This is a genomic window from Peribacillus sp. FSL R5-0717 (assembly GCF_038002945.1).
GTDB classification, from domain to species: Bacteria; Bacillota; Bacilli; order Bacillales; family DSM-1321; genus Peribacillus; species Peribacillus frigoritolerans.
In genome coordinates, this window is the sequence record NZ_JBBOOF010000001.1 from 2026221 (window position 1) to 2038660 (window position 12440).

The 12440-nt window shown below is 42.9% G+C and carries 11 protein-coding genes and 1 riboswitch; of the genes, 3 read left to right on the forward strand and 8 right to left on the reverse strand.

The window, feature by feature from the left end; translation table 11 throughout:
- Positions 1–160: 160 nt before the first annotated feature.
- Together putP and NYE65_RS09910 are read left to right on the forward strand one after the other, a co-directional pair.
- The gene (putP, locus tag NYE65_RS09905) at positions 161–1630 is read left to right on the forward strand and encodes a sodium/proline symporter PutP (RefSeq protein WP_096339239.1); all 1470 of its coding nucleotides are present in this window, start codon (positions 161–163) and stop codon (positions 1628–1630) included.
- Positions 1631–1760: 130 nt separating this feature from the next.
- On the forward strand, positions 1761–2981 hold the full coding sequence (locus NYE65_RS09910; protein ID WP_278089182.1) for a PucR family transcriptional regulator: 1221 nt from the start codon (positions 1761–1763) through the stop codon (positions 2979–2981).
- A 179-nt stretch (positions 2982–3160) separates the two neighbouring features.
- On the opposite strand, the gene NYE65_RS09915 is transcribed toward NYE65_RS09910, so the two are convergent.
- The 8 genes from NYE65_RS09915 to NYE65_RS09950 form a co-directional block, all read right to left on the reverse strand.
- Positions 3161–3331 (reverse strand): sugar diacid recognition domain-containing protein, encoded by a 171-nt coding sequence (locus NYE65_RS09915; protein ID WP_340860830.1) that lies wholly within the window; start codon positions 3329–3331, stop codon positions 3161–3163.
- Between the two features lie 106 nt (positions 3332–3437).
- Positions 3438–4892 (reverse strand): alanine/glycine:cation symporter family protein, encoded by a 1455-nt coding sequence (locus NYE65_RS09920; protein WP_340860832.1) that lies wholly within the window; start codon positions 4890–4892, stop codon positions 3438–3440.
- A gap of 204 nt (positions 4893–5096) precedes the next feature.
- A complete protein-coding gene (locus NYE65_RS09925; RefSeq protein WP_340860834.1) occupies positions 5097–6749 on the reverse strand; it encodes a glycerol-3-phosphate dehydrogenase/oxidase in 1653 nt (550 codons plus the stop codon).
- Between the two features lie 28 nt (positions 6750–6777).
- Positions 6778–6990, reverse strand: coding sequence for a hypothetical protein (locus NYE65_RS09930; RefSeq protein ID WP_340860836.1), 213 nt, complete (start codon positions 6988–6990; stop codon positions 6778–6780).
- Between the two features lie 189 nt (positions 6991–7179).
- On the reverse strand, positions 7180–8670 hold the full coding sequence (glpK, locus tag NYE65_RS09935; RefSeq protein ID WP_268591487.1) for a glycerol kinase GlpK: 1491 nt from the start codon (positions 8668–8670) through the stop codon (positions 7180–7182).
- A 21-nt stretch (positions 8671–8691) separates the two neighbouring features.
- Positions 8692–9516 (reverse strand): MIP/aquaporin family protein, encoded by an 825-nt coding sequence (locus NYE65_RS09940; protein ID WP_034310441.1) that lies wholly within the window; start codon positions 9514–9516, stop codon positions 8692–8694.
- A gap of 225 nt (positions 9517–9741) precedes the next feature.
- Positions 9742–10284, reverse strand: coding sequence for a glycerol-3-phosphate responsive antiterminator (locus tag NYE65_RS09945; protein WP_048683275.1), 543 nt, complete (start codon positions 10282–10284; stop codon positions 9742–9744).
- Positions 10285–10456: 172 nt separating this feature from the next.
- Complete coding sequence (locus NYE65_RS09950) at positions 10457–10876, reverse strand: hypothetical protein (RefSeq protein ID WP_328177364.1); 420 nt, start codon at positions 10874–10876, stop codon at positions 10457–10459.
- 156 nt (positions 10877–11032) lie between these two features.
- Positions 11033–11134: riboswitch (SAM riboswitch) on the forward strand.
- Between the two features lie 81 nt (positions 11135–11215).
- Between NYE65_RS09950 and NYE65_RS09955 the strand changes: the two genes are divergently transcribed.
- Positions 11216–12319: a 5-methyltetrahydropteroyltriglutamate--homocysteine S-methyltransferase gene (locus NYE65_RS09955; RefSeq protein WP_340860843.1), complete on the forward strand. Its 1104-nt coding sequence runs from the start codon at positions 11216–11218 to the stop codon at positions 12317–12319.
- The last annotated feature ends 121 nt before the right edge of the window (positions 12320–12440 follow it).

Below are 12440 nucleotides of genomic sequence, written 5' to 3' on the forward strand. Positions count from 1 at the left end.
TCCATTAAGCAATTTGAAGATGATTTGAAACCCTTATGGTTTCCGTATCCTCCATTCTGGATACGGAAGCCAAAATGAAGGTAAATGGAGGAAGTGACAAATAGGTTGCTTCCTCTTTTAAAACAAAAAATTATATATTTCATCAAGAAGGGAGTCTTTTATGGATTACGCATTAATAATTTCGATCAGCATTTACATGGCTGGCATGCTTCTCATCGGTTACTTCGCATACAAAAGAACTTCCAATTTAAATGATTATATGCTGGGCGACCGTGGTCTTGGACCTGCCGTCACTGCATTGAGCGCCGGTGCCGCGGATATGAGCGGTTGGCTTTTAATGGGTATGCCTGGTGCCATGTTCGCAACAGGACTAAGTTCAATCTGGATTGTAATCGGTCTCACATTAGGAGCCTATATGAACTGGCTATATGTTGCACCAAGATTGAGGACCTATACGGAAGTCGCCAATAACTCGATTACGATCCCCGCTTTCCTGGAAAATCGTTTTGGCGAGGGCTCACAGATCTTAAGGCTCATTTCGGCTTTGGTTATCCTCGTATTCTTTACCTTTTACGTTTCTTCCGGAATGGTATCCGGCGGAGTCTTATTCCAAAGTACATTTGGCCTTGATTACCATACAGGCCTATGGATCTTAACAGGCGTCACCGTTGCCTATACTTTATTCGGTGGATTCCTGGCAGTAAGCTGGACAGACTTTGTTCAAGGGATCATCATGGTTGTCGCCTTGGTTCTTGTACCGATCGTCACCCTTTTCCATGTTGGCGGTTTCGGTCCTGCGATTGACACGCCACGTTCCATTGATCCTGCTCTGTTGAATATTTTCACGGGGACCAGCTTTTTAGGAATCATCTCATTATTTGCTTGGGGACTGGGTTACTTCGGACAGCCGCATATCATTGTCCGCTTTATGGCAATCAGTTCTATTAAAGAAATCAAGAAAGCCCGTACTATCGGAATGGGCTGGATGATTTTCTCCAGTATCGGTGCCATGCTGACTGGATTCATCGGTATCACGTATTTTCATCAGAACAACCTGAAGTTAGCTGATCCTGAAACGATTTTCATAGAGTTAGGGGAAATACTATTCCACCCGCTAATCACTGGTTTCTTGATTTCAGCGATACTGGCAGCCATCATGAGCACGATTTCTTCGCAGCTTTTGGTTACGGCCAGCTCTTTAACGGAGGATATGTACAAAACTTTCTTCCGTCGTTCCGCTTCAGATAAAGAGCTTGTTTTCCTGGGCAGACTTTCCGTACTGGCCATATCCGTCATAGCGCTCATTCTCTCTTGGGAACAGAATGACACGATCCTTGGACTTGTCGGCTATGCATGGGCTGGATTCGGATCTTCATTCGGTCCATTGGTCATACTGAGCCTCTGCTGGAAGCGAATGACAAGATGGGGCGCTTTAGCCGGGATGATCGTTGGTGCCGCTACTGTAATTTTCTGGTCGATGGCAGGATTATCCGATACGCTTTATGAAATGATTCCTGGTTTTGGCGCAAGCTTGATTGCCATCATCCTGGTCAGTCTTCTAACAGCAAAACCATCAAAAGAAGTAGAAGCGAAATTCGAAGAATTCGAAAAAACTTTAAAACAAAAATAAAACCCCTAAAAGGAACGGTATTTTTTCATATACCGTTCCTTCTTTGTTCTTGCCCCTATACACATCATTAGTTTAAAAGTATTATTAAACTAAGTTGTCATATACTTCAAAAAATTGCAGGGGGCCATATATGTCATTAGAAAAAATCCTGACACTCACAAACATCAACGATATAACGGATATGGTCAGCACTTATTTAAAAAAACCAGTCGTCATCGAAAATGACCAATTTTTATTGCTGGCATATAGTTCATATTATATCGAACACTTCGACCAAGCCAATCGGCAAACCATCTTCACAAAGCATTGGCCGATTCCAATCCTGGAAAAATTCATGGATGAGGGCATTGTCGAACAGCTTAAAACAGTGGAGCATCCCTTTAGGGTGAAACAAATCGAGGAAATCGGGTTAAATCAAAGGGTCGTTGTGAGCGCCGTTCATAAAGGACAGGTCTTCGGGTTCATTTGGGTCCAAGAAACGGAAATGATGACTGATTCCGATCTTGAATTTTTACACGAAGTTTCCCATCATATCGGCAAGCTTCTTTATCAGAAAAAACAGATAAACATGAAAAAAGATGAAGAAAAAAATGAGTTTTATCAAAAGGTCATTGACGAAGTCTATCAAACGGAAAACCAAATAAAATGGGAAGCCGCCAATATGAGTCTTCTCATTCCGGAAACCTTCCTTGTCAATGTCTTTACCATCGCTCAATCAGATGCGGAACATTTCGATGAATTAGCGGATACAGTCAGTCTGTTCGCCAATGCGCTGAATCATTTTACCCATGTATTCACAAACCAATTGAAGATCATCGTCCTGATTGGCAGCAACGGAAAAGGGAAAGACCTGCTTACCGATAGCGCCAATGATTTAACGAACACCGTTCTTTCCCAATTCACTGACAAAAAGGTATTCCCGGGAATCGGAAATGAGTACTCTTCGATTCTTCAATTAAGAAAATCCTATCTCGAAGCCCTGGAAGTGATCAACGCAGCCAAATTCATCGGTGAACCTGAACAGCTTCCCTTCCAATATGGCAAGCTTGGGATTTTCCGTTACCTCGAAATGATCTCCAACCATCATACTAAAACGAATTATATCAATACGGATTTAGAAATTCTTCAAAAGAAGGACCTGGAAAGCCAAACCAAACTCCTTCAAACACTGGAAATATATCTCTTGAACAATTGCCGGATCAAACCGACATCGGAACAGCTATACATTCATACCAACACATTGAAATATAGATTGAATCAAATAACCGATCTCACCTCAATCGATTTTGATGACTTTCATTCGAGAATGCAACTATACATCGACTTACAGCTTATAAAGCAGAGATCTTAAAGAACGTCCCGTTTTTGAGTTCGGGTGATTCAATAAGCGAAGGAGAGAAGAAACGCGGCGAGGACTGCCGGTTTCTTCTCTCCTTATTCATGCTTTACCTATTTACTGGACTCACCTTATGCGGAAACTTAGGCCTCCCAGTACGAACAAAATCCACGATTTCCTCTTTCGATGGTTTGCTAAGACCCAGAGTTTAAATGGTTCTTCCACTTTGCGGAGTGCCCCCAACAAGAATTTCCCGGCTTATTGCTTGAACCAAGAACCATTCCTTCTCTATCCGTGATAAGCACATCATGGCCATTTACTTCACTGGTTATGTTCACAATTTCTTGGGCTAATTTGGCTAACATATCATCCCCCCTGGTTATCGTAAAATCATGAAAAACCAGCTCGTAAATAACTTGAGCTGGTTTTCATGTATCTTCTTCTATTAAATTAATTTAATAGCATTTTCCCTCAAGAAACATTTTCCTTGTCGCCGGTGTACTCACGCTCCCAAAAATCGGCGTTTTTTATGCCTAAAGCTTTTGGATTGAAAACCGGATCGATCCCTGCTTTCTTTTGCTTTTCGTAATCCTTTAACGTAATGAGCGCCGGTTTAGCAAGAATTAAAATGGCAATGACATTGAGCCATACCATAATGCCTAAACCCGCATCACCTAATGCCCAAGCAAGCTCTGCCGTACGCACGGATCCGTAAAAACTGGCCGCCAGGATGATGAGCTTCAAGGCAAACATGGCAGATTTACCATTCCGGTTGCGCATTAAATAGGCGATATTGGTTTCAGCGATATAATAGTAGGCCATGATCGTCGTAAAGGCGAAGAAGAAAAGGGCGATTGCAACAAAGCCAGCACCAAAACCTGGAATTACACTATCGATTGCCGCTTGTGTATACCCTGGACCAGGTGTTACATCCCCCAAATTATTGACGATATATGAACCATTTTCCGCTTGTGTATTATACATGCCTGTAAATAAAATCATGAATGCTGTAGCGGAACAAACGAATAATGTGTCGATATAAACCGAGAATGCTTGAACAAGACCTTGCTTTGCCGGATGTGATACTTCAGCCGCAGCCGCCGGATGAGCGCCTGTCCCTTGGCCGGCCTCATTCGAATAAACGCCGCGTTTCACTCCCCAAGCTATCGCCATGCCAATGATTCCCCCAAATGCGGAATCTAACCCGAAGGCACTTCTGAATATCAAAGAGATGACTCTTGGTAATTCTGTGATATTCATTAGGACGATGACGACAGATAGCAATATATAACCAAGGGCCATGAAAGGCACGATTAAGGTTGCAGCATTAGCTATCCGTTTTACACCGCCGAATATAATGAAGCCAAGTAAAAGGACGATGGCCAAACCAGTGAATACCGGTTTGATGCCGAATGCATTTTCCATCCCGGCAGCAATCGAATTGGATTGAACACCTGGCATAAGGATGGCCATGGCTATAAGGGCTGCAAATGCAAAAAGGACTGCAAACCACTTCCACCCTATCCCTTTTTCAATATAATAAGCAGGGCCTCCCCGATATTGTCCATCTTGTTTGACTTTATAAATTTGAGCTAAAGTGGATTCCACAAATGCACTGGAAGCCCCTATGAAGGCGATGGCCCACATCCAGAAAACGGCACCGGGACCGCCAAAGGCGATAGCCGTGGCCACTCCTGCGATGTTACCTGTACCGACCCGACCTGAAAGGGCTATGGATAAAGCCTGGAATGAGGAAACCCCCGCTTCCGAACTTTTCCCTTGGAACATCAAGAGGACCATTTCCTTAATATGCCTCACTTGCAGAAAACGGGTCAAAATCGAGAATACTAAACCTACTCCCAATAAAATATAAATGACTGGTGAACTCCATAAAACTCCATTTAAAGCCGTAATAAATTCAGACAATCAAGCTCCCCCTTTTATAGTTTGAAAATTCTAATTTATCTTTTAATGATTATATTTCATCTTGATGGATTAAACAATAGTTTCTGCGTAAGGAAACCTCACATTAACATTTTTATTTTTCCACTTGCAAATATCCCGATAATCACATTCCGAATACAAAAAAACGCCAGCGATTCCGCCGGCGTCATGTTTTTTGCATATTGATCAAGATACTTTAATCGCACCCAATATTTCCTGTTCCAATTGATTGGTTCTCTCCATTTTTGTTGATTCCGTCCATCCAAAATATCCAGCCATATAATCGATCACTGCATGTTTATGCGTTTGGACTAAATCGATATCAAATAACAGTGTCCCCGTCCTGCGGAAAAAGAAATCCACTGGGGTTGCGGCCATTTCATGATCAACTGCGTATTTCAGCTGTACGAACAATTTCTTTGGAAGACCGCTGTTCGCTCCTCCGTCTCCTTCGTTTTTGGCGATATCGAATAGTATAGGTGCGTTGGACCCGTACATGGCCAATATCTCTTTGGCGTCCTTTGCAGCGAGCCCTGAGTCAACTCCCATTTGAACATGTTGCTTGATATAATAGGAGAAGTTGCTTGATCCCCCAACATCCCCTCCGGAAATCGGCATGCCTTTCGTGCTGCTGGCTGGATAAATTTTATTGGATTGCTGGGCTAGCTTCCCTGCCAAAAGGTCGACCGTCGTTTTGGCCATTTTACGATAACCGGTCAATTTCCCACCAGCAATCGTGATAAGGCCAGAATCGGACTCCCAGATTTCATCTTTCCTTGATATCTCAGAAGGATCTTTCCCTTCTTCAAGAATCAACGGCCTTACCCCAGCCCAGCTGGATTCGATATCATCATCCGTAATGTTCACTTCTGGAAACATATAATGTATGGACTTTAATAGATAGGCACGGTCTTCGGAAGTAACGGTCGGCACAGCAGGATCACCATCATAAAAAGTATCCGTAGTCCCTACATAAGCTTTACCTGCTCTCGGGATGGCAAAAATCATCCGGCCATCAGGCGTATCAAAATAAAGCGCCTGCTTCAACGGGAATTTCGATTGGTCGATGACCACGTGAACACCCTTGGATAACTTCAGCGTCTTCCCTTGTTTCGATTGGTCCTTCTCACGAATGGAATCCACCCATGGACCTGCTGCATTAATAACTTTGTCTGCGTATATTTCATAAGCATCACCTGAAAGCAAATCGGCCACATGGATTCCGTTCACCTTACCGTTTTCATATAACAATTTATCTACTTTTGTATAATTTATCGGTGTTGCACCTTTATCGACAGCCGCCTTCATGACTTCAATCGTAAGACGTGCATCATCTGTCCGATATTCAACATAGTAGCCTCCGCCCTTCAGTCCCTCTTTCTTAACGAGAGGCTCCCGTTTTAGTGTTTCATCCGCCGAAAGCATTTTCCTGCGTTCAGATTTTTTAACCCCTGCAAGGAAATCATAGACCCGAAGCCCAATCGAAGTACTGAATTTCCCGAACGTGCCTCCTTTATGCATCGGTAACAGCATCCATTCCGGCGTGGTCACATGCGGTCCATTCTCATAAACGATTTCTCGCTCTTTACCAACCTCGGCAACCATTTTTATTTCAAATTGCTTCAAATACCGCAATCCGCCATGAACAAGCTTTGTCGAGCGGCTTGAAGTACCAGCAGCAAAATCCTGCATTTCAACCAAAGCCACTTTCATCCCACGGGTCGTTGCATCCAGAGCGATCCCTGCACCGGTAATTCCCCCACCAATGACAACCACATCAAATTTTTCTTTTTTCAGAGTTTCGACCGTTTCTTCCCGATATATATTTGAAAACCTCATGCCTGATTCCTCCTTTAAGTATTGCATTCTATTGTTTTTTGTATGGATGGTGCTGTTCACTCGTGAATTCTGCACTTTTACTCGTGAATTCGCGCCATTTACTCGTGAATTCACACGATTTACTCGTGAATTCGCGCGGTTTACTCGTGAATTCGCGCCATTTACTCGTGAATTCACACGGTTTACTCGTGAATTCGCGCGGTTTACTCGTGAATTCAGTCATTATATTCAATTGGTTCATTTGTTCGCATAAGTTATATAGATATTAATATCCCTAATCTGCCATTAAAAACAAAAAAAGAGACCATAAATGCACATTATCGAATTAACGATAACGCATTCATGGTCTCTCCTGTTCTCCGGCCGAGTTATTAACTTGATTTCATTATAGCATACTCCAGCTCATTTGAGAAAGAATTCATGTTGTTTTTTATTTAAACGCCATAGCGGCATGTACGGCTTTTTTCCAGCCTTCATATAATTTTTCACTTTCTTGCTCTTCCATGGATGGTTCAAAGGTTTTGTCCACCGCCCATTGCCGGGAGATTTCTTCTTGATCCTTCCAATACCCGACAGCAAGGCCGGCTAGGTATGCAGCACCTAATGCTGTAGTTTCGTTTATGGTCGGCCTCTCGACGGGCACACGTAATAAGTCGCTCTGGAATTGCATCAAGAAGTCATTCTTGACTGCCCCGCCATCCACTCTTAATGTTTGCAGCTCGATTCCTGAATCCGCCTCCATTGCATCAAGGACATCCTTCGTTTGATACGCAAGTGATTCAAGTGTGGCGCGAATGAAATGTTCTTTTGATGTTCCGCGTGTCAAACCAAAAACGGCTCCCCGCACTTCGCTGTCCCAATATGGAGTTCCAAGTCCTACGAAAGCTGGTACCACATATACTCCATCCGTACTTTCCACCCGTTTTGCATAGTCCTCGCTGTCCTTGGCATCATGCAGCATCCGCAGGCCATCGCGGAGCCATTGGATGGCGGAGCCAGCTACGAATATACTGCCTTCCAGTGCATATTCGACCTTCCCATTCAAGCCCCAAGCAAGGGTCGTCAATAGTCCGTGTTCGGAGCTGACAGCCTTGGTTCCTGTATTCATGAGCATGAAACAGCCTGTTCCATACGTATTTTTAGCCATTCCTTCCTTAAAGCAGGCTTGGCCGAATAATGCTGCCTGCTGATCACCGGCTGCCCCGGCGATCGGAATCGATTGGCCGAAGAAATGATATTCGATCGTACGTGCATATTCCTCAGAGGAAGGCCTCACTTCCGGCAGCATCGACTTTGGTACAGTCAATATCTCAAGCAGTTCTTCATCCCATTTCAGTTCATGGATATTGTACATCAATGTCCGGGATGCATTGGAATAGTCCGTTACATGAGCCTTGCCTCCTGATAGCTTCCAGATCAGCCAAGTATCGATGGTACCGAATAACAGCTTGCCTTCATCCGCCTTTTGCCGCGCCCCTTCCACATTATCGAGGATCCATTTCACTTTCGTTCCGGAAAAATAGGCATCTATCAACAATCCCGTTTTATCCCGGAATAAATCATTAAGTCCCTTTTCCTTCAACTCATCACAGATTCCACTTGTTTGCCTGGACTGCCATACAATCGCATTATAGACAGGCGTACCTGTTTCCTTATCCCAAACGACTGCCGTTTCACGCTGGTTGGTAATCCCGATACCGGCAATTTGCTCTGGCTTTACACTGGATTCAGATAGTACACCGGCGATCACCGCCAGGATCGACCCCCAAATCTCATTGGCGTTATGTTCGACCCAGCCTGGTTTAGGGAAATGCTGTGTGAATTCCTTTTGGGAGGAATGGACGATTTCCCCCTTTTCATTAAATAAAATCGCCCTCGAACTTGTTGTTCCTTGATCTAATGATAAAATGTATTTTTCCATTGTGTATGTCCCTCCTTTTAATTAACTAGCGATATTTCTGCTATCCAATTCATGTGACTGTTTTTTACCAAAAGCATAGGCTACTATCAATAGTACCAGGCTTGCACCCATAACAGACCAAAATCCTGCCGTTATTTCCCCCATAAAAAATGCTTTATAACAAACGGCACCAAGTGAACCCCCTACAATCGGTCCAACGACCGGAATCCATGAATAGCCCCAGTTGGAATTTCCTTTACCAGGTATAGGCAGCAAAAAGTGAGCGATGCGCGGCCCCAGGTCGCGGGCCGGGTTAATGGCGTATCCTGTCGTTCCCCCAAGTGACATCCCGATCACGACAATCAATAACCCGACTGCGAATGGGTTTAGACCCTCTGTAAAATTATTGGCCCCTATAAATAATAGACCAAGAATAAGGATGAAAGTTCCAATCATCTCACTTAATAGATTTGAAAATGTGTGCGGGATTGCAGGTGAAGTCGCGAATACACCAAGCTTCGCCCCTGGATCATCCGTAGCTTTCCAGTGTGGCAAATAGTGCAGGAATACTAGAGTTGCGCCGAGTATCGCGCCAATCATCTGGGCAACGATGTAACCGGGCACATCACTCCATGGAAATTCTCCAATAATGGCAAAACCTACTGTGACCGCCGGGTTTAAATGCGCCCCGCTTATGGAACCCACTGCAAAAACACCCATGGTAACCGCCAATCCCCACGCAATCGTGATAACGATCCAGCCGGCATCTTTTGCATAGGAACCCTTTAAGGATGAACCTGCCCCAATACCTGCTCCGAATAAAACTAAAATCATCGTGCCTAACACTTCTCCCCAAAATGGAGTCATGATAAAACCCTCCCCTGATAATTTTTTAAACCTTGCCAACAAATAAAAGGAGATCCACAGCAGAACTATATTCATAAAGGAATTATGAATAGATCTGTTGTGAATCTCCTAGTCTCCGTCACATATATTAACTTGTACTGTAAAATATACTAGGTTATGAAAACGCTGTCAATATTTTATGAAAAATTAATCTATTATACTGTAATTTTTTTCAATTTTTCCCTATTAGACGATATCCCATAATTCAGTTTTTGAAGTGGTGATTGACGAGGCGCCGGCATCAAGGGCATTCAGGACTTCATCCGAAGTACGTATGAGGCCGCCTGCAAAAATCGGTGTTTGCAATCGTTCCTTCACTTCTTTTATCATCCATGGCATGGCGCCCGGCAATACTTCGATATAATCCGGCTTGGTTTTCTGCACCAGCTTATAACTTTTCTCAAGCGCATGTGAGTCTATTAAAAAGATTCGCTGGATGGCAATGACCCCCTTTTGCTTCGCCTTCAATATAACGCTTGATTTAGTCGAAATCAGCCCATAGGGGTTATATTCCTGACAAATGAATTCTGTCGCGTACTCATCACTTCTTATGCCATGGATCAAATCGACATGATAAATCATTTTCTTATTATGCTGCTTGGCCATCATACTTACATTTTTCAATTGTGAGATATGCAAATCAAGAAACACACCTATTTCATAGGAACTTTCTAGAAATCTTTCAAAATCCTTCATACTTGCTGAAGCAGGCAAAATCTTCTGATCCATCATTATCCTCCTCATTACCAGAAAAACTCAAAACTTCAAGTCATTTAGTATATTTTAAAGAACTTGATTTATCAAACACATTTTTTCATGAACCATGTAACCTTAACACTATCATACCTTTCACACCCTTTATAGATTGCGGCAAAGGATATATGTAAAATATCCCCTTGAATCATAAAGAGAGTTTCATTTTCAATGCACCTTCGACGAGTTCATACGATTTAATTGTGCCAATGGGAATTTTTCTCACGATGCTCCAAGCATTAACATTCATTTTGATCGCTCTTTTTTCATATTCAAAAAATGGCGGTCTGTTAAATATCCTTTGGTTGATGAAATTCCTGTCAATGGGTTCCATTTCGACTAATTCAAATGAAATCGTTCTTTTTTCCACATGAATCGGTTTTAATGTAATCCGGAAAGCCACGTTTTTCTTAAACATCATTTTTTTCACTTCCATCGTTCCGGAAAGCACAATATGACTTGGCGTAATTTCGACTTTAATCTCCTGACCAGATGATTTCATTTTTATGATTCTCTCTATCATGGCTTCAGTTACCGTAATCGGTATGCCATTTTTGAATGGACTCATCCTTGCATTCCCTCCCCACTCAAAGCATATGCCGGATTCCCTGATGCCGTTAACATTCCAGCCCGGATTAATAAACGGTATATTCAAAATATTCCAGCTCCACCCCTTGACCTTCATAAAAACTACCTGTATAGTCATAGTTAATTTAATAGACAACTCTTATCCAGAGAGGTGGAGGGACTGGCCCTTTGATGCCTCAGCAACAGACTGATCTTGTACTGTGCTAATTCCAGAAGTGTAAAAACTTGAAGATAAGAAGAGTATATAGCTTTGTTGCCAACACCTCTTCTTATTTTTAAGAAGAGGTTTTTTATTTTTAAAAGGAAAGAAGGAATCAACATGTCAATCACATTAACGAAAGCACCATTCAGGGCGGACCACGTCGGAAGTTTATTAAGACCGGAACGTTTACATATTGCCAGGAAGGACTTTAAGGAAGGTACCATTTCAGCTGAGCGGCTTCGTGAAATTGAAACTGAAGAAATCAATCGGATCGTCGATAAACAAATCGAAGTTGGTTTAGAGGCCGTTACGGACGGTGAATTCAGACGAACATGGTGGCACTTTGACTTCCTCGAACATTTAAATGGCATCGAGGGATATGTAACTGAAAAAGGCCTCACATTCGATGGTGTCGAAACAGAGAGATATAATGTTCGCAATACCGGGAAGGTTTCATTCAACCCTGAACATCCCTTCATTCGTGATTTCATTGAATTGAACAAAATCGTGAACGGACGTGCCGTTGCCAAGCAAACAATCCCCAGTCCGAATCAATTATTTGCTGCAGGCATTCATAATGAAGACGTCTACCCTGATATTGAAGACTATGCAAATGATATCATCAACGCCTATCAGCATGCTTTGAAAGCCTTTTATGAAGCAGGTGTGCGTTATCTTCAATTGGATGATGTATATATTGCCAGACTTTCAGCTCCGGATTTCCAGTTCAAAGATGGAAAATATACGAGGGAACAATTAATTGATCTTGCACTTCGAGTCATTAATGGCGCATTGGAAGGCAAACCAGAAGACCTTATCGTCACTACCCATCTATGTCGCGGAAACTACCAGTCGACATGGGCGTTTGAAGGAAGCTATGCCCGTATCGCCCCAACTTTATTGGCAAAAGAAAAAGTGGATGGATTCTTCTTGGAATATGATGATCAACGCTCAGGGGATTTCAAACCATTGGAATACATTCCAAATGGCGGTGCACGGGTCGTACTGGGTGTCGTCACTTCAAAAAATGGAGAAATCGAGGACAAGGAAGCTGTTAAGGCACGCATTAAAGAAGCATCGCAATTCGTTCCGCTCGAACAATTATGCTTAAGCCCTCAATGCGGCTTCGCCTCTACACATCACGGCACCAAGCTAACCGAGGCACAGCAATGGGAAAAGCTGAAATTCGTCGTTGATGTTGCGAAAGAAGTATGGGAATGATTATTTTACGGAGACTTTAAAACTTATTTACAGGATTCGAACAACCTAATCGGCTTCAATATAAGCGTGCCGATTAGGTTTATACTTAAAACCCTAAAACTGAAAGCAAACAAAAAAGAAC

What these genes read in the sequence shown, in the direction of transcription:
- NYE65_RS09915 (WP_340860830.1), bottom strand. Translation starts at nt 3,331, where the DNA reads ATGTTAGCCAAATTAGCCCAAGAAATTGTGAACATAACCAGTGAAGTA.
- NYE65_RS09910 (WP_278089182.1), top strand. Translation starts at nt 1,761, where the DNA reads ATGTCATTAGAAAAAATCCTGACACTCACAAACATCAACGATATAACG.
- NYE65_RS09955 (WP_340860843.1), top strand. Translation starts at nt 11,216, where the DNA reads ATGTCAATCACATTAACGAAAGCACCATTCAGGGCGGACCACGTCGGA.
- NYE65_RS09925 (WP_340860834.1), bottom strand. Translation starts at nt 6,749, where the DNA reads ATGAGGTTTTCAAATATATATCGGGAAGAAACGGTCGAAACTCTGAAA.
- NYE65_RS09930 (WP_340860836.1), bottom strand. Translation starts at nt 6,990, where the DNA reads ATGAACCAATTGAATATAATGACTGAATTCACGAGTAAACCGCGCGAA.
- NYE65_RS09940 (WP_034310441.1), bottom strand. Translation starts at nt 9,516, where the DNA reads ATGACTCCATTTTGGGGAGAAGTGTTAGGCACGATGATTTTAGTTTTA.
- glpK (WP_268591487.1), bottom strand. Translation starts at nt 8,670, where the DNA reads ATGGAAAAATACATTTTATCATTAGATCAAGGAACAACAAGTTCGAGG.
- NYE65_RS09945 (WP_048683275.1), bottom strand. Translation starts at nt 10,284, where the DNA reads ATGGATCAGAAGATTTTGCCTGCTTCAGCAAGTATGAAGGATTTTGAA.
- NYE65_RS09950 (WP_328177364.1), bottom strand. Translation starts at nt 10,876, where the DNA reads ATGAGTCCATTCAAAAATGGCATACCGATTACGGTAACTGAAGCCATG.
- putP (WP_096339239.1), top strand. Translation starts at nt 161, where the DNA reads ATGGATTACGCATTAATAATTTCGATCAGCATTTACATGGCTGGCATG.